Here is a 23,449-nt window from a genome sequence, read left to right on the forward strand (position 1 = left end):
TTTTACCCAAATATTCGTTTGAAAAATCCTTTTTTCTCAGGGGTTTTGTTTTCCTGATCTTGCTTGGTTTTTGTATCGAGGTTGATAGTCCCGCCTTTTTTGGTTTTGATATCCTTTATCTCGATGGTTGTTTGTTGGGCGGGGATAGTTTGTTTACCCGCTTTAAAACCTATTGCCATTCCCAGACCTAAACCTGTTGTGAATAGCAACACTTTTCCAAATAATGTTAGTTTATGCCACATATCTCTTGTTATAAAATTGGAGTGTTAAAATTATCATGATTAGTAGTAGGGGTGGAGCTTGAAAACTGCTCGACCCCTACGAATGTTGTGACTGTCCCTGTGAGTATAACAACCTGTTTGATGTATTCAATATCTGCTTTTGTAGCGATTAGAAGCATCACAAAACAAACTAGAATCAACATTAACAGTCGTTTGATACTCGCTTTGCCGTTCCTGTCTGAAAGAATTTGTGAGAGCCAACTTTTTTTCATTTTTGTTATTTATCTGAAAGGTTAGAATCTTAATGTCTGCCTGTATTTCTGCCTGTTGTAACAAGACCGTTTGACTTGTGTTATAGGCATTGTAATTGAACCAATAAGAGCCGCAAATTAGCAATACAAGCACAACATGTTCTTTAGAGAATAAGCCTTTTATTTCTGCTGTTGTTGCCATAATTACAATGATTTTAATGCAATAATTGTAACCGCAACAAGTGCCAATGGAAACAAAACAGCGGGTGAAGAAATATAGCCCCTTAGATAGTTTAAGCGATTGCGCCAAGCCTGAGCAAAGGCGGGTTGTTGCTGTGAAAGTATTGCAATGAATTTTTCTCTTTCATTGAAAAGCAATTCAGCAAGCTTTGAGTTGTCAAAGCTACGTACCGCATTTGCCGTGTTCTTACCTAAAACACCATCAACCTTAAGGCGGAAGCCGAAACGATTCATAATAGCCTGTAGTGTTTTTACGGCTCGACCTTTCCCAGAGTTAACCGCAAAATCTAAAAGCTGATTGGCTAGGTCTTGACTGAAAAAAGAAAGAAACATTTTATTCCAAAACTCTTTGATGTAGAAACCTTCAACAAGAGGATTTAAGGATGCAAAAAACGTATTGTTTTTAATGGCTCCCTTTGCTTTCATTCTGTCAATAAAAGCCCATCCGCCCCAATCAGGATGATACCTGCGGGAAATACCGCAATAGGTTTCTTTACCATTGTCCAGAGGGTTGTTAGAATAACCGCCCTCCATCTTATGAATGATCTGAAAACTAGGTTTGAATTCTGCCATGAGATTAAATTTTGACGTCGATTTTTTCTAGGATTTGTCTTGTGATTATCATTTCACTAGAAGACATTTCGTTATATAATTCAGCACTTAAGGCTCTACCTCTTGGCATGCCGTATTTTATGCTTACTAAAGCATAATCAGCTTTGTTTTTTAGAGTTTTTAGATTATAATAAACTTGTTTTTCATATGTGCCAGGGTACTCAAAAGCATCAAGTAAAGCCTGTGCAATCGCTTTTGCTCTGGTATCTGAGAGGGTAGGTGTTTGACCGATTCTTAACATGTCATCTTTAGCCTGAGATTTAAAAGCGGCTTCTTTCTTTTCGGCTTCCTCTCTACTTTTCTGACCTGTAATGAAGGAAAACATGTTGCCCATGTTATTGATCATCTTGTAACCTGCAAAAACAGTGAGCCCTACCAATAGTAAACCGCCAATATTCACAGCCTTTTTACTATTAGGATCTAGGTCTTTGTATTTCTCAGCTCCTTTTTTAGCAACAAGGACAGCTGCTTGCGCTGGTATTACTCCTAACATGCTTTACGGAATTTATATGCTTTTTCCAGAACCTTATTCAAGTCCTTTCCGCTGTTCTTGAAATATTCCAGAATACGCATAGATTTATCGTTTAAGCCTTCGCCAAAAGAGTTTAAAAGCTCCGTTTTCCCTTCTGGTGTAAAGGTTTTTTTATCATCGTTTTTAGCCATTTTTTTCGGTGTTTTGGTTGTTTACAACTACAGTGTTAATTACTCTTTGTCCCTCCTTAGTTCTTTCTGTCAGATCTGTTTGGGAAATGATATAAAAGCCTTCTTCATCTTTAATCAAATCCGCTTCTAGCTCAACATGAAAGGTTGCTTCCTTGTCGATGTAGTCAATTTCTAAATCTTCTTTAGGCTTAAGAGGGAAACCAATCTTACTTGACATATCAGGATAAATCAAAATGTTACCTGTTGTTTTATTGCTGAGTATGATTGATTTTGAAACAGGCACGCTAACCCGTAAGCGCGTGCCTGTTTCAATTATTTTTTGGATGCCTTCAAATAATCTCATTTGAATTTATTTTTCCATAGTGAATACTAAAGAGCCTTTAACGGCTCCACCACCATGAGAAAGTTTGATTTTGATTTGGTTGTTTTCAATAGGGTGGTTTAATTCGAGCTCTGTTCTGTCACTTCCAAGCTTTAAAAACTCAATAGGGACAAAGTCAACAATAGGTTTTTTTCCGTTGTGAGTTCTTAACTCAACATCAAGATTGTTTTCTGATTTTCCAACCCAAGCGACTGAAACAATCTTGTTATAATCATCAAAGCTCAGCGACTCTGTTTTGTCGCTGGAGCTTGTAGATGTAAGGTTTACGGGGTACACAAATCTTCTCAAGATTATTTCCCGTTAGCAGTGATTCTGTAACCAACCAAAGCAATTTCTAAAGCAGTGTCTTTATCCGCTGCTGTTGGATTTGCATAAATATTTAAAGCAGGTAAAATCACTTGATTTGAAGGAATCAAGAAAGGAGATACCGCATAACCGCTATCAACAAATTTTTCGTCCCCTGCTTCTTGTGGCATCATGTGACGTAATGCCGCTTTGACTTTCTCTTTACCACCAATTTTTAATGATAATTCATTGTTGAAGAAAGAAGAATCAGCCTTAGCATATTCACCTGAATAAGTCAATTTTGCTAAGTCAGCTTCGTTTTTGATAACGGCTGAGTGTCCTGCATGAGAAATAACAATCCCAGTTACCAAGAAAGCAGTACCACCTGCAAGCTTAGCATTTGAGATGTTACGAACACCGTCCATTTCATTATCCTGTGGCTTCAAAAGTTCTTGAATACCCGTCTTTGTCCCTAGAGCGATTCTAGTGAAAAGAATATCCTTCTCAATTAGAGTGTTTCTATCCACCTCAAAAGACATTCTTTCGTCTTGTGATACAATTTGAGAAACTGCACTTTGTAATTTGATTTGATCTACTAAATTCATCTTATTTTATTTTTTATGGATTGTGATTTTTGATTGACTTGTTTTCAGTTGTGAACTAATTATATGGCTAGTTTAAACCACCGTTAAGCTCTTCGGCATCTTCATACATATCGTTGTTGTCGATAGTATTAAGCTCTCGTTGAAATTCGTTTTCTTCATAAGCTTCTTGGATGGCATTAAGCTCTTGGATTTGCTCAGGATCGTCAAGATCTAAAGCCGTCGTACCAAGTGAGCCACGTAATACAGGAATAAAGCCCGCATCTTCTTTCCCAAAAGGACTAACAGCCGAAATAACACCCGCAGTCGCAACACCCGCCGCAATCGATTTGTACTGATCAGAAAGTTTTAAGGCTCCAACTGTACCAATTGCCGCAACACCAAGTCCAACACCTACTTCTTTCATTTTCTTTTTCTTTGGGTCGGTTTCTTCCGATACCTTCAAGGCTTTTTCACCTGCTACTACGATCATTCGACCAGCTGCAACACCTAAAACAGTTTTCCCAAGCTCTTTGGCAACTGTTCCTAAATCTGTTTTGTTACTCATTTTGCATTTACTTTTTTGGATTATTACTCTTGTTTTCTGTACTCTTTTTCTTGTTGGCTGCTACCATGGTACCAACACCAACTAAGACTAAGGCCGCCATTCCAAGCTTGCCCATACTTGCTGTTTTTACTTGTGAAGTAGAAACCACTGATTCTGTAAGGTCTGTTTCAAGTTCTGGATCTTGAGAAGGAGCTTTAGAATCAGTCTGTACGGTTGGGTTATTCTTTCTCAGGTTGTTGATAACAACAAGATTATTTTCTGCTCGTTTGATCTTGTCATCAAGCTTTTGTCTTTCCTCTACAGTTGTCGCTTTTTCTTTGCGATCCTTTAGATTATCAATGTGCTTTGCTTTCAGCTTTGCAAACATTTTATCAAGGTGTAAGCCCTTTAAAATCTTAAGAAGAAAAGGTTTTAAGAAATTCATAGCTTTGGCAATTAAACCCGTTGCAGCGGGTATAGCGGCCGCAGGTAAAACACCGATTTCGATATTGACATCCTCGTCTAAACCTTTTAGGCTTTTGTAATCAATAGTTGGGTAACCTTTGCTTTTAGAATATTTCACATAGCCTTTCTTAATGGCCTCTCTAAGCTTTGAAGTACGCCCACCCAGGAATCGGAATTTATCAGCAAACTTGCTGTAAGCTTTTACCGATTTCCCCCATTGGTCTAGGTCACAACCAATAGAAATTGCCTGCTCTTTGGTTAAAAGACCAAAGCCGAATTTCAAGGCCAATCCGAAGAAGTTCTTTTTAATAGCAAGTAGAATACCACCACGAACAGCCATAAACAAAGGATTGATTTTGTTTAAAAGTGTGATTCCTTTTTTAGCTACTTTACCAACTACCTTAACCGTTTTTTTTACAACTTTTTTAACCTTTTTGGCAACTTTTTTAATGCCTTTTCTTAATTTTTTAAACCAACCATCAAACCAGCCTAGAAAGCCTAAGCCTTGAACATCGCTTAAGCCTTGTAAGCCGCTTAAGTTTTTTTGTTCATAGGATGAACCATCAGCAAGCTTGATTGTGATGCCTTCCAAACTGCCGCCCATCATTTCCTTAAGGACTTTTCGAACATGCTCGAAATACGCTGGCTTATAACCCAGAGCGTGAAAAGGTGCAGGGTCACTTTGATAAGCTTTTAAAGTGATACCGAGTTGTTTTACCCCTAAAGTTCTTAAAGCAGCTTCCTCTTGCGGTGAACTGTCAATATCTCCCAGGCCTTTTAAACCCTCCATTGTGTTGGCAAAATTTCTAATGCTTTCGTCTAGCTCTCCAAGTTCACCTAAGTGCTCTTGGCCGTCTAAACCTTGTAAAGTTTCAATTGTCATTTTACTGTCTTTTTTTGATGAGAATGGAGCTTCAACATTGAAGCGATGTAAAACAGTATCAATACAAATGGAGTCACTAACGACAATGTAAACATGAGAAAAGGGCTTGTTGTCATAGCCCGCAATTCTGATAGAAAAAGGGATGCCAAGACAATACAGAAGAGAACCACAAAAAATCGTATGATCGTCGCAATCGCTTGGCGTATTGGGTGTGCTTCTATTCAGCCAAATACGCGCAGGGGTGCTTAATTGCTCGACTCCGACCTTATCGCTTTTGTATTGAATATGATGAAACACAAAATCCCAAACAGCCCCACAAGTTTCAACTAAACTGTTTCGTTTAAGTGTTTTAGCAAGTTGGCTTACTTGCTCGTGATTGTTTTGGATGATTTCTCTAATCTTTAAAACGGTATCGTTAACACCACCCTCTGAAAAAGAGCTTGTGAACGTCACACCGCTTGTGTCGATTAAGTGATTAAATTCTAAACCGTTCTTAATTGTTCTGTTGCCTTGTCCAACGATAACCCCCGAAGAAGTCATGAAAGACCTGACACCACTTGCCCCGTTTACTGCTTTTAGTTTTTCCATTTATTAGAAATTATTGATTAAGTTTTGAATAAATGAAGACGGGTTTTTAATGGTCTTAATAGTGTCTATGATCTCTTTCCAAACATTGGTTTCAATCTCAACATCAGGAAGATTAATAGAATCTATTTGAAGGCTTTTAACAGCAATGAATACCTTGTGACTGTTGAAGTTCTCGCCGCTAATAAGCTTTGATAAGTTTTCGAGATTAACAGAGAAAAGGTATTTCAAGCTGTTTTTTGAGTTTCCTTTTATTTCAGTATTAGCATGGACTAAAGGGGTTTTACCTAATACGATTTGACTCGTTCCCTTTTTTAAGATCAAGTCTAATTGGTAGGTGTTTAGAGTTGTGTTAAGGCTGGTTTTATTATTCATTTTCACAGAACCTCTTAAGTCTAGTTCTCCACCTATTAAATCAAGCTTAACGCTTGGCATCCCGTTAGGTGCAATTTCCAATTTAGAAAGTAGAGCCGTTTTTATAGAGTCGGTAGCCTGGTCTAGTTTGGCATCCAGATACGGGAATAGTTTTCCTCTGTAAAAGTAGGCCACTGCAACACCGCCGATTAAGATTAAATTGCTTGTTTTCATGCCTCAAACATAGAAACAAGAATTTTAAAAGCCCTATTTGTAGGGAGTTGTAGAGCGTTTTGGGAAATACTGGTGAACCTTGCTTGATGGTGGTGATTTATGCCTTCTAATGGTCTAAAATGTGCCTTTCTTAGCCTTTAGAATAGCTCTACTTTTAAACCGAATACTGGTATTTGGTATTTGAAAAGCGTAAATGCTTAAGAAACAAATAAATAAATAGTAGAAACCCGTTTTACGGTAATTAGGTAGAATTATGAAATGTATAGAATGCGGAAGCGAAATAGTTGGGAGAAGACCAAACAGTAAGTATTGTTCTAGTCAATGTCTTAACAAGGCAAAACGGAATAGGGAGGTTGTCAAATATTTGCAATCATTGAAAGGCCTAAATACCGAAAACGGGTTTTCGGAACAAAACACACAAAACATGCAAGCATCAGGGGATGAACTGAGGAATATTGAAAGGGGACATTTTGATAAAATATCAGAATTGAAAACCCAATTTGGAGATAAAATTGCAGATTTAAAAGATAAAAATCTTAGGCAAGAGTTTAAAATTGAAAGGCTTGAAGATAAAATAAAGGATCTGATAGCAAAGCATTCAATGGATTTAACCGCTGCCAATAAGAGTGCGACTAAAGATGTGGTACAATCAATTACCTCAATGCCTGCCATTCAGTCTACGCTAGGTATGATTGCAACGAGTTTTATTTCCAGTAAAGAGAAGGGTTTATCGGGTGTTGAAAGCGGGTTTAATATACAGGAAAGACAGATTATTGAAGCAATTCGAAGAATGCAACCCGATGCACAAAGCTATTTGGTTCAAATGCTTTACGTGCTTTTTGCAAAATCGAATGAAGAACAATTAGAAATATTTAGCTCATTACAGGCTTATATGATGAATCCTGAAGAGGAAGTAGATGTTTAAATACTAAAAACCAGTATTCGATTTCGAAGAGTCGCTAAGCAATAGAACAAAAAATCGTTAATTAAAATCCCGTAATTAGATAATAGTTACGGGATTTTTATTTTAGAATTTGAAGTATTAAGTATTTCAGTTTATTGAGAGGTTTCGTTCATGTGGAAATATGGATTGTGAGTTAAACGCTAGGAGACTAATATGTTCAGTCTTAAAACATGGCAGGTTTGACAGTGTGATTATTAACAAAAAATTTGTAACTTACTAGGATAACTCATTATTGCAAGATGTTGTAATGACCCTAATATGCGATGTTGATTACAACTTTTTGAAAGGTGTAATGAGATATACCAGCCATATGTATTTTCTAAACGAGTTAGCCATAAGTCAGAAAATTATATTGATATGGAAGATATTGATAAGCTTAAGAATCGTAAGATTTCATTAGAAAGAGAAAATGAAGAATTGAATAATTCTTTTCCTCTCATTCTGGCAAAAGAAAAAAGTGATTTTTATTATTTGGAAGATTTGAAAGAGAATGTATCTATTCATGATATCATCAGCTCAATAGATGACCTTATATTTATCCTTGATATGGATGGAAATTATATTGAATATTTCAAATCTGAAAATTCGGATTTATTGTTAAATCCTGAAGATTTTCTTGGTAAGAATTATAGAGACATAATGCCTGAATTTATTGTCGAACTTGTTGATAAAGCTTATGAACATATCCTTAAAGGAAATAAAACGTATTGTCAAGACTATAAAATAGATGTGCAAGGAAAAATTGAATGGTATAATTCTAGAAATACACCATTGAAAAACAAAAAAGGAGAGATAATTGGAATAGTGTCATTATGTAGAAATATTACCAACCGTATTGAATTACAGAATAACCTTAAGAATCGTGAAAAATTATTAATAGAATCAAATGTTTCAAAAAATAAGTTGTTTTCAATCATTGGGCACGATTTACGAGGTCCAATTGGTAGTTTAAAACAACTCATAGAGATGATGCTCACAGACTGTGATTTAACCGATACCAATACAATTAAAGAAATATTACAATTACTTCAAAAATCAGCTAGTTCTACTTATGATCTTGTGGAAAACCTTTTAGCTTGGGCTAATCTTCAACGAGATGGAATTTTGTTTTTACCCACTAATGTAAATCTGTATGAAATTATTGAGGCATGTAAATTACTGATTTTAGATCTTGCACAGAGTAAGGATATTAGCATTCATAATCAAACTTCACCCAGTCAATTTGTTTACGCTGATCGGAATATGCTAATGGCCATTCTTCGGAATTTAATAACCAATGCAATAAAGTTTTCTCAACCTAAGACTAGTATTTATTTATCGACTATTGATACTGAAATGGGTGTTGTAATTAGCGTGAAAGATGAAGGGGTTGGGATGAATTCTGAAAATTTAGACAGATTATTTAAAACCACTGAATATTTATCAACTTTTGGCACTTTAGGTGAAAAAGGGACTGGATTGGGATTGTTGTTGTGTAAGGAATTAGTAGAAAAACACGGTAGTAAAATTAGGGTGAAAAGTGATGTTGGGAAGGGAAGTGTATTCTCTTTTTTCATTCCTTATAATGAAAAAAAAATGATAACAAGTGATCTGGAATAATTCTTTAAACGATTGCTCAAAAAATAGAAATTCCTTAACCAACTATTGGTTAAGGGATTTTTACTTTTTAATCTTGTTCTGTCATTTTTTGTCTGAGCAAATTCATATCGCTCATCATTTTCTCATCAACAACTTTCGCGTATATTTGGGTTGTTTTCAGATCCGAGTGTCCTAGCATCTTGCTAACGGTCTCAATCGGCACATTATTACTCAAGGTAATTGTGGTTGCAAAGGTATGTCTGGCCATGTGGAAGGTCAGGTTCTCATCAATTTCGCACAGTGTTGCAATCTCCTTCAAGTACTCATTTGTTTTCTGATTGGTCTTTACGGGTAGTAATCGCTTACCAAGTTCGTAAGAGTTGAGAATCTCAATTGCTTGGGGAAGGAGTGGTACTTTGTACTCGCTTGCCGTTTTCTCACGTTCGCGCCATATCCAACGGTCGCCATTATCATCGGTGTACAGATCTTTGGTGCGTAATGTGGCAATATCAGCGTAGGCTAAGCCAGTGTATATCGAAAACATAAAAACATCTCTAATCTCAGCTAAGCGACTTGTTGAGAATTCTTTTTCCTTCAGTCTTTTAATTTGTGCTTTGTCGAGGAAACGACGCTTTGCAGTCTTGGGTGCTTTGGGTTTGAATTTTAGATAGGGATTATTCTGTACAGGAAAGAAATCTTTCTTGATTGCAATATTTAAGAATTGCTTGATGGTGCTGTGGTACTTAAATACGGTTGCATCTGCTAATCCTTGTCGTCTTAACCAATTGTCAAGTTTCTCAATATTGGTGTAATCGATATCGTGAAAGCTTTGGAATAACCCAAATGTCTTAAGGGTTTCGAGTTTAGATTTAATGGCTCGGTATGTGCTGTATTTCTTTGTAGCATCTTGGTCGAGTTCATTTTCACAAAACTCAATAAACTCCATGTCAACGTCACCAGATAGGTAATTTTCTATATGGGCAAAACCGAAATTCTTTTTTTCTTCAGCTATCTTTATTTCAAAATCTTCAAGTCCTGAGATCAAATCTCGTAATTGTTTATTTAGTCGGATTTGATTAGGGTGATTCTTGATTTGTCTTTTTGAATCGTCCCATTGCTTAATGAGAAGGTAAATACCAGTTGAAAAATAACGTTGTTTTTTGAGCAAATAAACTTGAAGTTGAAGAAGTGCTTTGCCTTCTTTGTTCAATTTTCCTTTACGATTATAGACAAATTTATAATTCGCTTTCATATTCGGGTATTATTGGGTATTAAAGTGGGTACTAAAACGGGTATTGCGCACGGTACTACACGGGTACTACAAATGTGTTAAAAGAAACGTTTTCTTTGTGTATCAGAAATTCGATACAATACCTAAAGATAGTAGGTTTGGCGGGGGTATGCAACAAAAAAGACGACACTTTTGTGTCGTCTTTGTGATCCAGCCAGGGCTCGAACCTGGGACCTATAGCTTAGAAGGCTATTGCTCTAATCCAACTGAGCTACTGGACCATCCTATAAATGTATTGTTGCAAAAAAATAAAGTGATCCAGCCAGGGCTCGAACCTGGGACCTATAGCTTAGAAGGCTATTGCTCTAATCCAACTGAGCTACTGGACCATTTTTCCTTAATTGCGATGCAAATATAGGGATTAATTATTGTCTCACACAAATTATTTTGTCCTTTTTTGTGAGGTTTTACGGCAAGTTCAACCTAAATCTCTAACTGTCAGAATATCTATTTTCATATTTTTCTTCATTTTTTTTCAAATACATGTCTGTTTTCGATCTTCCCTTTATTAAATTCGCATGCTTCGAGCTTTTTCGGATGCAAAAGAATAAATAAAATGACCTATGTCCAGGAGCTATTCCTCTAATATTCCTAAACTCTATATTATCAAATTGGCAAAATGGTTTATGCTAACCATGCCCATTATCGTCCTTTTTTATCAGGAGAATGGTTTGAGTATGCAGAATGTTTTAACTCTAAAAGCTTTTTATTCTGTTGCTGTTGTTATCATGGAAATTCCATCGGGTTATTTTGCCGACATATGGGGGAGGAAGAAAACTCTAATTATGGGAAGTGTATTGGGCTGTTTAGGGTTTGTGGTTTATGGCTTGAGTTCCGATTTTTATGGTTTTTTACTGGCCGAGCTTGTTTTGGGTGTTGGCTCTAGTTTTATTTCGGGAGCCGATTCTGCCTTGCTTTATGATAGTTTATTGCAAGATAAAAAGGAAGGCACATATTTGAAGCAGGAAAGTAGAATGATGTCGGTTGGTAATTTTGCAGAGGCGTTAGCGGGTATAGCAGGAGGGAGCTTAGCTCTAATCAGTTTACGAACACCCTTTATATTCCAAATCTTTATTGCTTTTATAGCTGTACCAGCTTCCATGATGTTAATGGAGGTGGAAAGGAGTAAACTTAAGACAGAAGGCGGCTTTGTGCACATTCTAAAGGTCGTTCGCTATGCCTTATGGGAAAACCTTCAGTTGAGACTAAATATCCTTTATTCGTCTATTTTTGGTTGTGCCACACTTTCTCTGGCTTGGTTTGTTCAGCCCTATTTAAAACAGTTCGATATGGATGTGAGCCGTATTGGTGTGATTTGGACTCTTCTGAATCTAACGGTTGGTTTTACGGCCCTGTTAGCACATCGAATTGAGAGTCGTTTGGGTAAAATAGGCACATCACTATTGATTGTTATTGGGCTTTCCTCTGGTTTTATTCTGTCAGGAGTCATGACCACACAATTGGGCATTATTTGTCTCTTCTATTTTTATATCATTAGGGGGATTGCCACACCTATATTAAAGGATTATATCAATAGAATTACCACATCGGATATGCGAGCGACAGTGCTTTCTCTTCGTAATTTTATTATTCGAATTCTATTTGCCATTATCGCGCCCTTCTTAGGCTGGTATAGTGACCATTTTAGTATTGGTGACGCCTTAATATTTGCAGGTAGTATTATATTTCTATTGGGAGGTGTGACACTTTTCTTTATCTATAAAACCGAGAGAAAGTAAGTTGTTAAAAGTAAAAGTCACTATAATCCTGATCAACTAAATTATAAAGTTAAGGCATAAAAAAAGAGTCTCAACTGAGACTCTTTTTTTTTATAGCTTATTAAGCAAGTGTTATTTCTTAGCGTTGAAACCTTTTTTCTTTGCAGCTTCTTCTAATCGCTGTTGGAATTTCGATTTTTTAACGGGCTTTTTCTTCGATGCTTCCAGCATAGCCAATACTTTGTTATCATCAACCATCCACTTACGAATTGCCCAAGTTTGGACTATTGTAAATAGTGTTGCAATAAAGTAATAGTATGATAAACCTGATGCATAGTTATTGAACCATACTAAAAACATTACTGGCATCATATACATCATAGCTTGCATTCCTGGCATCTGGTTCGATGTTTGCATCTGACCGTTCATCTTCGTGTAAACTAAGTTGGTTACTGCCATCAAAATACAGAACAAAGAGATATGATCACCATACCAAGGAATATCCCAGGGTAAGGTCATAATAGAGTCATAAGACGATAAGTCTGAAGCCCAAAGGAAGCTTTTCTGACGAAGCTCAATTGATGATGGAAAGAAACGGAAGAGTGCAATCAGAATAGGGAATTGTACCAACATTGGCAAACAACCACCCATAGGATTTACCCCTGCCTTTTTATATAGCCCCATAGTTGCCTGCTGGCGCTCCATGGCTTTGTCTTTTGGTATTCTCTCATTTATTTCATCAATCTGAGGCTTCAAAACTCTCATTTTTGCCGTTGATAAATATGACTTATAAGTAAGAGGTGAAAGAACCAGTTTGATAAGAATGGTCAGAATCAAAATAATTAGACCATAATTGCTCATGTACTTTTCAAGGAAGTTGAAAACTTCAATTACGACGTATTTATTAACCCATCCAAAAATACCCCATCCTAAATTGATAACTTTTTCAAGTTGAATGTCCTTACCGTATTTTCTAAGCGTTTTGTATTTATTAGGCCCAAAATAGAATTGCATTGGGTAGCTCTCTTTCACATCGCCACTATATGGAAGAGAAATCTCAGCAGAGAAGTTCTTTAAAATAGGCGAGTGCTCATCCATATCTACAGACTTCAGCTTAATGCCTTTGAAGTTGTTTTTAGCGATAAGTGCCGACGTAAAAAATTGTTGCTTAAAGGCAATCCATTTCACTTGCGTGGCTATATCTTCTTCGTCATTACCACCTTCACTTAAATTATCTACGTCATCTTCACTATGTTTATAATAAAGAGCTGAGTACATATTCTCATTCTTATGACCTTTTTCTTTGCCATAAATATCGGCTTGCCAGTTGAATGTTAGGTTGCTTTGGTTGCGAGCGATGATGTTGTTTAGACCAATAACTTTGATGTCAAAGTCAAGCATATAGCTATCAGGAGCTAAAGTGTACACATATTCAAGGTATTGATCATCACTAGCCTTAAGTTTCATACTTAAAGTCTTTTGCTGTGAGCTCGCATCAATGTTTTCAAAACCAGCATCAGAAGAAAAGAATAAATCTTGTGTATCAATAGGTTTGTTTTCTGCATAGAAACTCATGCCAAAACGATTCTTTTCACCTTCCCAAAGGATTAATGGTAAAGAGTCATGTGTTTGGTAATCTTTAAGCTGAACCGAATAGATTCGTCCACCTTTATTGCTTACCTTAATCTTAACAAGTTTGTTCTCAAGAGTGATAAATTCTTCTTTTTGAGCAGCCGCTGATGAAAATACACCAAAGGTTTCTTGCAGATGTGTCGGATCTTTTTGCTTTTCGGCCTCGATGGCTTTCATAGCAGTAAATCTCTCAGTCTCTAATTGCTGATCACGTGCTTGTTCAACTCTGGCAATAGAGTCGCGGGTTTTGATTGCCTTTAATTCTTCAGCCGATGGTTTGGTTAGGTAGGTATACCCAATCAAAATGGCTCCAATAATGACTAATCCCCAAATTGAATTTTTATCCATTTATTAGTTTCTGTTTAGATAGACTATTCGAGAGCAGTTTGTTTTAAAAACTACTCTCCTAAAATTGCATCATGCAAAATTGAATTTCACAATCTATCTTATTGATAATTCTATATTATTTGTTGTTTTTAGCAACCTTCACAAACTCAACAAAAAGAGGGTGAGGGTTTAAAACGGTACTCTTATATTCAGGATGGAACTGAACACCAACAAACCATTTGTGATTTTCAATCTCAACAACTTCAACGAGACCGGTTTCAGGGTTAAAACCTGTCGCTTTTAAACCTGCAGCTTCAAATTGCTTAAGGTAGTCGTTGTTGAACTCGTAACGGTGACGGTGACGTTCTGAAATGTCTAAATTCTTATAAGCCTTCGCACAGTTTGAACCTTCTTTTAGCTCACACTCGTATGCTCCCAATCGCATTGTACCACCTTTTTCAGTCACATTTTTCTGTTCTTCCATGAGGTTGATTACAGGATTGTGAGTTTGAGGGTTCATCTCCAATGAATCTGCATCCTCAAGTTTCAATACATTTCTAGCATATTCGATAACTGAAACTTGCATACCTAAACAAATTCCTAAGAAAGGAACGTCATTTTCACGGGCATATTTTACGGCAAGAATCTTACCTTCCATACCTCTATGACCAAAACCAGGAGCAACTAAAATACCTTTAAGGTCTTTTAACTCGTTCTGATAGTTTGCATCTGTCAATTTCTCAGAGTGAATCCATTTCAAATTAACTCTACATTCATTAGTCGCTCCAGCGTGAATAAAAGCTTCGGCAATTGATTTGTAAGCATCTTTAAGCTCGACATATTTACCAACTAATCCGATATTAACTTCTGATTTAGGATTCTTATGTCTTTTTAGAAACTTTGTCCATTCCTTAAGTTCTGGTTCACCTTCTGATGATAATCCTAGTTTTTCAAGAACGATAGCATCAAGTTTCTCCTCACGCATTTTCAATGGCACATCGTAGATCGTTTCTACATCGATAGATTGAATAACAGCTCTTGGATCAACATTACAGAATAAAGCTACTTTTCTTCTAATATCAGAAGAAAGCTCATGCTCAGTTCTTAATACCAATACATCTGGTTGAACTCCAGTTTCCAAAAGTGATTTTACAGAGTGCTGAGTTGGTTTTGTCTTTAATTCTCCTGATGCTGCTAAATATGGAACAAGAGTTAAATGAATAACCAAGGCATCATTTCCCAGTTCCCATTTCAACTGACGAACTGATTCAATGTAAGGAAGTGATTCGATATCGCCAATAGTTCCTCCAATCTCAGTAATAACGAAATCATACTTATTCTTAGTACCAAGTAGCTTAATATTTCGCTTTATTTCATCAGTAATATGAGGTATAATTTGAACTGTTTTACCCAAATAGTCTCCTTTTCGTTCTTTGTTAATAACGGTTTTATAGATTCTACCTGTAGTGACATTATTCGCTTGAGAGGTTGGTATGTTTGTAAAGCGCTCGTAGTGACCTAAGTCAAGATCCGTTTCGGCACCATCATCAGTTACATAACACTCGCCGTGCTCATATGGGTTAAGGGTTCCTGGATCAACATTTAAATAAGGATCCAGTTTTTGGTTTGTAACAGAATACCCTCTGCCTTGTAGTAGTTTAGCTAAAGATGAGGCTATAATTCCTTTTCCTAATGAGGAGGCGACTCCTCCAGTAACAAAGATGTATTTAGTTGCAGACACTTTAAGATGATTTAATGGTTGATTAAAACTGCAAAAATAGGCAAAATATAGCGTTTTGGAAAACTATTTCCCGAACTAAAAACAGTTGATTGAATAAAAAAAAATACCTCAGTGAAAATTCAAAGAGGTATCTTTTGTGTTTTGAATGGATCTTATGGTTTTATTCAATAACAAATTGAACTTATAAACAATTGTTAGTTAGCTAAATCGTCAATGAGTTTGATTTTTTGTTTTAATAAGCCGAGATTCTTTTTTCCCTGACTGATTTTTTCTTCCATTTCCTTCAGAATTGAGCTTGACTTATCAGACAAAGAGAAGAATCCCATATTGTTTCCCCAAAGTGCAATATCAGTTTCAAGTTGTTTTACTCTGGTGTAAAGTTTATTCCGCTCGTGAATGAGTTTGTCTTCAGGTTTTTTCCCTTCAAGTATTGAATCAATCTTTAGTTTGAACTTTTGGATTTCTAAATTACTAGAGTCCATATTCATTTTATCATATAGAATATTGACTGCTTTGCTGAAATCATTTTGAATATTTTCTTTATTTTTAAATGGAACATGACCAATAGAAGACCAATCTTTTTGGAATTGTTTTATAGTATTCAAGTTTTCCTCATTATCCTCGCTAAGTTTGAATTCTTTGATCTTCTCAATAATAGCTTCCTTAAGTTTTAAATTTTCAGCTTGTTTTAAATCTAAGGAGCCGAAGTGTTCCGATTTACGTTCAAAGAAATGATCGCAAGCTTTTCTAAATCGATCCCAAATTTCATTTGACACTTTTCGTGGAACATTACCAATACTCTTCCATTTTTTCTGAATTCGAATTAATTCATTGGTTGTTTGTTTCCAATCGGTACTGTTTTGTAATTCCTCAGCTTTTTCGCAAAGTGCCATTTTGATATTCAGGTTTTCGTTCAACGCATCTTTGTGCTCCACATAGAAATCACGTTTGTGATTGAAAAATAGATCGCAGGCTTCTCTAAAGCGTTGATAGATAAGATTGTTGTCTTTTTTTGGTGCAAAACCAATTGTTCGCCACTCTGTCTGAATTTCAAGCACTTCTTTAGAAGCTTCATTCCATTCTTGATGAGTTTTTACAACTTTACCTGCAATCTCTTCGACCTTAACACAGAGGGTAGTCTTTTTCTGAAGATTGTAGATTTGTTCTTCACGAACACCATTATAGAAATTCTGTTGATTTTTATTGATAGTATTTGATATGGTTTTAAATCGCTGCCAAAGTTCTTCTCTTAGACTACGGTCAACAGGACCAACCTCACGCCACATTTCATGCAGTTTTTGGAGGTCATTAAATGCTTTAACAGGAGAATCCTGTTCAATGAGCTTTTCTGCATTTTCGCAAAGTGCGATTTTAGCTTCGTAGTTTTTGCGTAAATCCAAATCACGCAGGTCTCGATTGATCTTACTGTAATCGTAGAATTGTTCTACAGCATGATGGTAGTTTTCCCATAAGTGTTTAATAGATTGAGAGGGTACCATACCGTAATCTTTCCACTTTTTTTGCAGCGCTCTAAATTCGTGGAATGTTTTCTCGAATGACTCTTGGCCCGATATTAATTGTTTGATTTCATCAATAATCAATAACTTCTGCTTTAAGTTATTTTCTTTTTGCTGTTCAAAACTTTTCTGAACTACAGCTTTCTTATCTCTATATTGTTGTAGAAGATCTTTTATTTCAATCTCTTGATCATCTCTTTCTGGATGAAAATCTTCCTCTAATCCACCTTCTTTAATGAAAACTCTTTTATACTCCTCTATACTCGCGTTATGTTTCTTATAGAAATGAACCTTAATACTTTCAGCTCTTTCTTTAGATTCGTTATCTAAGTCTGACTCGAGTATCAGTTTAAGTCTTTGTATTAACTCATGCTTTTCCATTGAAGCATAGTCAGGTATTTCCTGAAGTTCTGTTTTCGATTTTAAATTATCAGTATTAGAATCAGAATCGGATTTTTCTTCCTGAATTTGTTCTTCTGATTGATCATGAGTGGCTTCAGCTCGTAATTCAACTATTGGCTCAGTTTCATTCTCATGTGAGGGTGTAAGATCTTGTTCTTTCATGTTCTTTTTATTGAAAAGTAGGCTAAATGTACCTATTAAATTGACAATATAGAGTTTAGAGGTTTAAACTACTATTACGAATTTAGTTATTAATGTATGAAACATCAAAGAATAATGTGAAATATTTATTTAATTAAAGACTTGGAATAGGCATGAAACAAGCTTTTTAAGGGGCGTGTGCTTCTTTGTTTGTGAGTTGTATTTATCTTTTCGCTAAAAATATGCTTTAATTCATTTTCCAAACTTCATTTTTTTTTGTTTTACTAAGGCTTGATGTCTACTTTTGAGCAAAATTTAGAAAAGATGAGAATTGATATATTAACAGTTGTGCCTGAATTATTGAGAAGTCCATTAGACCATTCTATTATTCAAAGAGCAAAAGATAATGGTGTAGTAGAAATTCACATCCATAACATTCGTGATTTTTCCGAAGACAAGCATAATAAGGTTGACGACTATGCTTTTAGTGGTGGAGCAGGAATGGTCATGCGATTGGAACCAATAGTTAAAGCAATTGAAAGTTTGACTGACCAGCGAAAGTATGATGAGATTATTTTCACGACTCCTGACGGTGAGAAGTATGATCAAAAATCGGCAAATACACTTTCTCTAAAAGAGAATATCATGATTCTTTGTGGTCATTATAAAGGTATTGATCAGAGGATTCGTGATCATTTTATAAGCAAAGAAATTTCTGTTGGTGATTTTGTGTTGACAGGTGGAGAATTGGCTGCTGCTATTATTATTGATAGTGTTGTGCGTTTATTACCGGGGGCTATGGGTGATGAAACATCTGCCTTAACAGATTCTTTTCAGGATAATTTATTAGCACCCCCCTTGTATACACGTCCTGCTGAATTTAGAGGATGGAAAGTTCCTGAAATATTGCTTTCAGGGGATCATAAGAAAATTGAGATTTGGCAAGAAGAACAGGCTTATAAAAGAACGAAGCAACTTCGTCCTGATTTACTTGATGAATAATAAAATAAAAAGCTGCAAATTATAATTTGCAGCTTTTTATGATTTAGTAGTTTTCGCTTTTCTCTTCAAAATAAGCTTGAGGATGTTGGCAGGCAGGACAGTTGTTAGGTGCTTTTTTACCCTCGTGCACATAACCACATTTTCTACAGTACCAATCTGTTTTTTCTTCCTTTTCGAATACTTTACCTTCTTCAATATTCTTCAATAGTTTAAGGTATCTTTCTTCGTGCATTTGTTCAACTTTAGCAATAGTTTTAAATGCAGAAGCGACTTCTTTGAAGCCTTCTTCTTGTGCGATTCTAGCAAATTCAGGATACAAATCGGTGTATTCCTCGTTTTCGCCCATAGCAGCAGCTTTTAGGTTTTCAGCTGTTGTTGCAATTGATCCAGCTGGGTAAGTTGCCGTAATTTCAAGTTCGCCACCTTCGAGGAAGTTAAAGAAACGCTTAGCGTGTTGCATTTCCTGCTCAGCCGTTTCTAAAAATAAGGCTGCAATTTGCTCGTAACCTTCTTTTTTTGCTTGCTTTGCAAAATAGGTGTAGCGGCCCCTTGCTTGTGACTCTCCTGCAAATGCTTTCAGAAGATTCTTTTCTGTTTCTGTTCCTTTAATGCTCATACCAATTGAGTTTTGTTATGTTTTCTAATATACAAATATCAAGTTTTTATTAGAAGTATAGAAGTATAATCCCAACTAGCTTTCTTATTTATAATGGTGTTAAATAGTACGGTGGGTTGAGTATATTGATAAGAAAAATGGAAAAATAATTTTGTGTAAAGTCTAAAGTTTTTGTAACTTCTTTATGCAAATCTATCTCGATTTGTTTCTCAATTAAATTTCGTATTATATGTCTAAACTTTACCTATGGTCAGAGTTTGTGGTATTGTTTTTTGTAATGCCACTTTTGTACTTCTTTGAATTGATTCCAATTCATAAAGGAATACCATTGGTGCTTGTTTTTATATATTGCTTTGTGGTTATGTATAACAGAAAAAATATATCAAGACGAGTTTTTAGAGTTAAGTCTTATGTTTCATTAAAAGAGGTTGCTATTAAGAGTTTGTTCTTGTTAATTGTGTCTTCTTTGTGGGTTTATATCTTTCGAGAAGATGTTTTTTTTCATCTGCCCTTAAATAATTTTTGGTTTTGGGTTTTTATTGTTTTGACTTATCCTATTTGGTCAGCTTTTACCCAAGAATTTATATACCGCTTTTTTTTCTATCAACGTTATAGAATTTTATTTGATAGTATTCTGGTTATGATATTTGTGAATGCTCTTTGTTTCTCCATGGCTCATATCATTTTTAGAAATTGGGTAGCCTTAGTATTTACTTTTGTCGGTAGTATCGTTTTTTCACTGACTTATATACGTAGTAAATCTTTAAATGTGGTTTTTATTGAGCATTCCATTTATGGTAATATTTTTTTTACCAATGGATTTGGCATTTTCTTTTATCTACCTCTTTAATTTATTTAAAACAAATAAAAATAAGAGGTATATTTATATCTATGAAAATTAGATTTAAATACGCCCTCTTATCTCAGGTTTTGTGTTTTTCGGAATACTGGCTTTGTATTTTGTTGAGGCTCAAACTCAAAATAAAGTAATGAAAGAAAAGCATACCAACTCGCTTATTAATGAGACTAGTCCATACTTACTCCAACATGCTCATAATCCTGTAAGCTGGAACCCTTGGGGGGATGATGTTCTACAAAAAGCCCAGGCAAGAAATAAGCCGCTTTTGATAAGTATTGGCTATTCAGCCTGCCATTGGTGCCATGTAATGGAACACGAGAGCTTCGAAAACGAAGAGGTTGCTAAGTTGATGAATGAACTCTTTGTTTGTGTGAAGGTTGACAGGGAAGAACGACCAGATATAGATCAGGTTTATATGGATGCTGTTCAGCTAATTACCGGACGAGGTGGTTGGCCTTTGAATTGCTTCGCATTACCTGATGGTCGTCCATTTTATGGAGGGACTTATTTCCCTTCTGATGATTGGGTGAAGGTGTTGAAGGCTATTAGTAATGCTTATATGACTGAAAAGGAGAAGGTCTTGAGATCTGCTGAGCAGGTTTCTGAAGGCCTTAGGACAAGTGGCTTGATTTTAGAAAAAGCTGAGACTAGCCTTTTTCAGATGGCCGATTTAGTTAAGTCTGTGAATGTATGGAAATCGAGCTTCGATAAAAAATATGGCGGTGAGAACCGTGCCCCTAAATTTCCGATACCTATTTCTCTGGACTTTTTATTGAACTACTATTTCTATACCAAAGATGTAGAGGTTTTAGATCATGTTGTTTTAAGTTTGGATAAGATGGCCGAGGGTGGTATTTACGATCAGGTAGGCGGTGGTTTTGCTCGCTATTCAGTTGACGAATATTGGAAGGTTCCTCATTTCGAAAAAATGCTTTACGATAACGCCCAACTCCTCAGTTTGTATTCGAATGCTTATCGCTTAACTAAGAAAGCTCTCTATAAGCGTATTGTCGAAGAGACTATTGGCTTTCTGGAGAGAGAAATGTCGTTTGCAGAAGGTGGATTTTATTCTGCATTAGATGCAGATAGTGAAGGCGTAGAAGGAAAATTTTACGTTTGGGAAAAAGAGGAGCTTGATCAGCTTTTAGGAGATGATTCAATTATCTTTTCAGAATACTACGAGGTGTCAAAATCGGCTAATTGGGAAGAAGGCAATATTCTTCATATAAAAAAGGATAAAAAAGAATTATTAGATAAGTATCAGTTGTCAGAAAGGGCATTCGATCTTTTAATGAAGGAGTCGAAGAAGAAACTTTTACAGGCAAGAGAAGAGAGAATAAGACCTGGTTTGGATGATAAATTCTTAAGCGCATGGAATGCCCTTTTAATAAAGGGATATCTTGATGTCTACAAGGCGATTGGGGATGAAACATATTTAAAAAAGGCTGATCAAATAGCCAATTTTATCATGGCGAGAATGATGCAGTCAGGTGTTCAGTTGTTTAGAACCTATAAAAAGGGTGATTCAAGAATAAATGCCTTCCTCGATGATTACACTTTTACACTTGAGGCTTTTATTGCCTTGTATCAAGCCAGTTTCGATGAAGCCTGGCTCAATCGTGCTGATGCTATGATGGCTTATGTAATCAAGAACTTTTATGATGATAAATCAGGTATGTTTTTTTATACTTCAGTAGAAGATGCTAAACTTGTTGCTCGAAAAATGGAGGTGATGGATAATGTCATCCCTTCTTCAAATGCATCAATGGCTGAATCTCTTTATCTCTTGGGGCATCTATTAGAGGACGAAAAGTATGTTGAACTGTCAGGACAGATGCTTGCCAATATGAAAGAGCATACCTTGAAATACTTATCTTATCATGGTAAATGGGCTAATTTAATGTTAAAGCAAATAGAATCACCCTATGAATTGGTTATATCAGGTTCGGATGCAAGGCAGTATCAAAAAGAATTTAATAAAAGATTTTACCCTAATGTCTTGATATTGGGAAGCGAGAAAGAAAGTGAGCTACCTCTATTGAAAAATAGATTTAATAATGAAATAACTAGTTTTTACCTTTGTAAGGATAAGGCTTGTTTCGCACCGACATCCAATATGGAAGAAGTTATTAGACGTATCGATCTCAAATAATGTTAAAGACTAATATAATGATGAAGAAAATTTCCTTTTTGTGCCTAATTGCACTATTAACAGCTTGTGCTACGGTTCCAATTACGGGGAGAAGACAAATGAGTTTATTTCCCGAAAGTCAGATGATAGCGACTAGTTTAACTCAATATGATAGTTTTCTTAAGGAGAATAAGTTGTCAGGTGATGAAGAGCAGTCGGAGATGGTGAAGCGAGTAGGAAAGCGAATTTCCGAGGTTGTGGAGATCTTTATGAAAGATAATGGAATGGCTGACAGAGTTGCTGACTTTGCCTGGGAATTTAATTTGGTTGAGGATGATACGCCTAATGCTTGGTGTATGCCAGGTGGTAAGGTTGTTTTTTATACTGGTATTCTGCCTTATACTCAAACCGAAGCAGGTTTGGCAGTTGTGATGGGACACGAAATTGCACACGCTATTGCTCGCCATGGTAATGAGAGAATGAGTCAGCAGATGGGAATTCAGGCTTTGGGAACAGGTTTGAGTATGGCACTAAATGAAAAACCAGCTGAGACTCAGCAAATATGGATGACCGCTTTTGGTGCAGTTTCTAATGTGGGAGTGATGTTGCCCTTTTCAAGATCACATGAGACTGAAGCTGATAAAATGGGTTTGATTTTTATGGCCATGGCTGGATATGATCCTGCCGTTGCTGTTGACTTTTGGAAACGTATGGGTGAAAGTGGTGGACAAAAGCCTCCAGAGTTCTTGTCAACTCACCCAGCTGACGATACTCGCGTTCAAAATTTACAAGCTTTTTTGCCTGAGGCAATGAAATATTATAAGAAATAGAAAGTTAAGTCTTACAAAAAAAATATTGAGAAGAGATGCTTATTGTGCATCTCTTTTTTTTTGCCTTTATATTTCCACTAATAAGTTTTTTAAGTCATCTTGTTTTTGGTAGAATAGGAAAGTTCAACGCTTGATTAATCCTGATCTTTCGGATTCCATATCTCTTCAGGAATAGTATCATCTTCGTCCCAAACAACCTTGGGTTTCTGAGGCCCTTCGTTTCTGAAGGCTAAGGCGTAAATAAGTCCTGAGCAGCCACCAAATAAATGGTGGAGTTGCTACATTTACTTGGACAGTGAGTTAAGGTATAATTATCTTAATAATTTATATCTTAGAAAATGGAAAAAGAGAGACGAAAATTTAGTAGAGAGTTTAAATTAAATGCTGTTGAGTTAAG

At 36.0% G+C, this 23,449-nt stretch carries 23 protein-coding genes and 2 tRNA genes; 7 read left to right on the plus strand and 18 right to left on the minus strand.

Translation table 11 applies throughout. The features are described 5' to 3' along the window. Positions 1–2: 2 nt before the first annotated feature. The 11 genes from DWB61_RS03710 to DWB61_RS03755 form a co-directional block, all read right to left on the minus strand. Positions 3–242 carry a hypothetical protein gene (locus tag DWB61_RS03710; RefSeq protein WP_125029544.1) on the minus strand — a complete coding sequence of 80 codons (240 nt, stop codon included), beginning with the start codon at positions 240–242 and terminating at the stop codon, positions 3–5. Between the two features lie 126 nt (positions 243–368). Then, positions 369–674: a hypothetical protein gene (locus DWB61_RS03715; protein ID WP_125029545.1), complete on the minus strand. Its 306-nt coding sequence runs from the start codon at positions 672–674 to the stop codon at positions 369–371. Positions 675–676: 2 nt separating this feature from the next. Further along, positions 677–1,285 carry a glycoside hydrolase family 108 protein gene (locus DWB61_RS03720; RefSeq protein ID WP_125029546.1) on the minus strand — a complete coding sequence of 203 codons (609 nt, stop codon included), beginning with the start codon at positions 1,283–1,285 and terminating at the stop codon, positions 677–679. A 4-nt stretch (positions 1,286–1,289) separates the two neighbouring features. After that, positions 1,290–1,817, minus strand: coding sequence for a hypothetical protein (locus tag DWB61_RS03725; protein WP_125029547.1), 528 nt, complete (start codon positions 1,815–1,817; stop codon positions 1,290–1,292). Further along, positions 1,811–1,987: a hypothetical protein gene (locus DWB61_RS17645; protein ID WP_156190198.1), complete on the minus strand. Its 177-nt coding sequence runs from the start codon at positions 1,985–1,987 to the stop codon at positions 1,811–1,813. The genes DWB61_RS03725 and DWB61_RS17645 overlap by 7 nt, the downstream gene beginning before the upstream one ends. Beyond that, positions 1,980–2,330: a hypothetical protein gene (locus tag DWB61_RS03730; protein WP_125029548.1), complete on the minus strand. Its 351-nt coding sequence runs from the start codon at positions 2,328–2,330 to the stop codon at positions 1,980–1,982. The genes DWB61_RS17645 and DWB61_RS03730 overlap by 8 nt, the downstream gene beginning before the upstream one ends. A gap of 6 nt (positions 2,331–2,336) precedes the next feature. Beyond that, complete coding sequence (locus DWB61_RS03735) at positions 2,337–2,657, minus strand: hypothetical protein (RefSeq protein WP_125029549.1); 321 nt, start codon at positions 2,655–2,657, stop codon at positions 2,337–2,339. A gap of 2 nt (positions 2,658–2,659) precedes the next feature. Beyond that, positions 2,660–3,259, minus strand: coding sequence for a hypothetical protein (locus DWB61_RS03740; protein WP_125029550.1), 600 nt, complete (start codon positions 3,257–3,259; stop codon positions 2,660–2,662). A 67-nt stretch (positions 3,260–3,326) separates the two neighbouring features. Then, on the minus strand, positions 3,327–3,803 hold the full coding sequence (locus DWB61_RS03745) for a hypothetical protein (RefSeq protein WP_125029551.1): 477 nt from the start codon (positions 3,801–3,803) through the stop codon (positions 3,327–3,329). Between the two features lie 7 nt (positions 3,804–3,810). Then, positions 3,811–5,718 (minus strand): hypothetical protein, encoded by a 1,908-nt coding sequence (locus tag DWB61_RS03750; protein ID WP_125029552.1) that lies wholly within the window; start codon positions 5,716–5,718, stop codon positions 3,811–3,813. 3 nt (positions 5,719–5,721) lie between these two features. Beyond that, positions 5,722–6,303, minus strand: coding sequence for a hypothetical protein (locus tag DWB61_RS03755; RefSeq protein ID WP_125029553.1), 582 nt, complete (start codon positions 6,301–6,303; stop codon positions 5,722–5,724). Between the two features lie 424 nt (positions 6,304–6,727). Between DWB61_RS03755 and DWB61_RS03760 the strand changes: the two genes are divergently transcribed. Then, complete coding sequence (locus DWB61_RS03760; RefSeq protein ID WP_125029554.1) at positions 6,728–7,228, plus strand: hypothetical protein; 501 nt, start codon at positions 6,728–6,730, stop codon at positions 7,226–7,228. A 396-nt stretch (positions 7,229–7,624) separates the two neighbouring features. Further along, on the plus strand, positions 7,625–8,866 hold the full coding sequence (locus DWB61_RS03765) for a PAS domain-containing sensor histidine kinase (protein ID WP_125029555.1): 1,242 nt from the start codon (positions 7,625–7,627) through the stop codon (positions 8,864–8,866). 67 nt (positions 8,867–8,933) lie between these two features. On the opposite strand, the gene DWB61_RS03770 is transcribed toward DWB61_RS03765, so the two are convergent. The 3 genes from DWB61_RS03770 to DWB61_RS03780 all read right to left on the minus strand — a co-directional run bounded on the left by DWB61_RS03770 (position 8,934) and on the right by DWB61_RS03780 (position 10,465). Then, entirely contained in the window at positions 8,934–10,097 is a 1,164-nt protein-coding gene (locus tag DWB61_RS03770) for a site-specific integrase (RefSeq protein ID WP_125029556.1), read from the minus strand. Between the two features lie 185 nt (positions 10,098–10,282). Then, positions 10,283–10,357, minus strand: a tRNA-Arg gene (locus tag DWB61_RS03775). Between the two features lie 33 nt (positions 10,358–10,390). Continuing rightward, a tRNA-Arg gene (locus DWB61_RS03780) sits at positions 10,391–10,465 on the minus strand. Between the two features lie 234 nt (positions 10,466–10,699). Between DWB61_RS03780 and DWB61_RS03785 the strand changes: the two genes are divergently transcribed. Beyond that, on the plus strand, positions 10,700–11,875 hold the full coding sequence (locus DWB61_RS03785; RefSeq protein ID WP_125029557.1) for an MFS transporter: 1,176 nt from the start codon (positions 10,700–10,702) through the stop codon (positions 11,873–11,875). A 111-nt stretch (positions 11,876–11,986) separates the two neighbouring features. Here the strand turns inward: DWB61_RS03785 and yidC are convergent, their stop codons facing one another. From yidC to DWB61_RS03800, 3 genes are all read right to left on the minus strand, one after another. Next, positions 11,987–13,834: a membrane protein insertase YidC gene (gene yidC, locus DWB61_RS03790; RefSeq protein ID WP_125029558.1), complete on the minus strand. Its 1,848-nt coding sequence runs from the start codon at positions 13,832–13,834 to the stop codon at positions 11,987–11,989. 115 nt (positions 13,835–13,949) lie between these two features. Then, complete coding sequence (locus tag DWB61_RS03795; protein WP_125029559.1) at positions 13,950–15,554, minus strand: CTP synthase; 1,605 nt, start codon at positions 15,552–15,554, stop codon at positions 13,950–13,952. 194 nt (positions 15,555–15,748) lie between these two features. Further along, positions 15,749–17,635 (minus strand): DUF349 domain-containing protein, encoded by a 1,887-nt coding sequence (locus DWB61_RS03800; RefSeq protein ID WP_125029560.1) that lies wholly within the window; start codon positions 17,633–17,635, stop codon positions 15,749–15,751. A 303-nt stretch (positions 17,636–17,938) separates the two neighbouring features. On the opposite strand from DWB61_RS03800, the gene trmD reads away from it, so the two are divergent. Further along, positions 17,939–18,616: a tRNA (guanosine(37)-N1)-methyltransferase TrmD gene (trmD, locus tag DWB61_RS03805; protein WP_125029561.1), complete on the plus strand. Its 678-nt coding sequence runs from the start codon at positions 17,939–17,941 to the stop codon at positions 18,614–18,616. A 43-nt stretch (positions 18,617–18,659) separates the two neighbouring features. Here the strand turns inward: trmD and rbr are convergent, their stop codons facing one another. Continuing rightward, the gene (gene rbr / locus DWB61_RS03810) at positions 18,660–19,232 is read right to left on the minus strand and encodes a rubrerythrin (protein ID WP_125029562.1); all 573 of its coding nucleotides are present in this window, start codon (positions 19,230–19,232) and stop codon (positions 18,660–18,662) included. Positions 19,233–19,461: 229 nt separating this feature from the next. Between rbr and DWB61_RS03815 the strand changes: the two genes are divergently transcribed. The 3 genes from DWB61_RS03815 (at position 19,462) to DWB61_RS03825 (ending at position 23,052) form a co-directional block, all read left to right on the plus strand. Next, on the plus strand, positions 19,462–20,082 hold the full coding sequence (locus DWB61_RS03815; protein WP_125029563.1) for a CPBP family intramembrane glutamic endopeptidase: 621 nt from the start codon (positions 19,462–19,464) through the stop codon (positions 20,080–20,082). Positions 20,083–20,164: 82 nt separating this feature from the next. After that, positions 20,165–22,243 carry a thioredoxin domain-containing protein gene (locus DWB61_RS03820; protein WP_197091160.1) on the plus strand — a complete coding sequence of 693 codons (2,079 nt, stop codon included), beginning with the start codon at positions 20,165–20,167 and terminating at the stop codon, positions 22,241–22,243. A 17-nt stretch (positions 22,244–22,260) separates the two neighbouring features. Further along, the gene (locus tag DWB61_RS03825) at positions 22,261–23,052 is read left to right on the plus strand and encodes a M48 family metallopeptidase (protein WP_225423349.1); all 792 of its coding nucleotides are present in this window, start codon (positions 22,261–22,263) and stop codon (positions 23,050–23,052) included. Positions 23,053–23,449 lie beyond the last annotated feature (397 nt).

This window comes from Ancylomarina euxina, from assembly GCF_003863355.1.
Taxonomy (GTDB): domain Bacteria; phylum Bacteroidota; class Bacteroidia; order Bacteroidales; family Marinifilaceae; genus Ancylomarina; species Ancylomarina euxinus.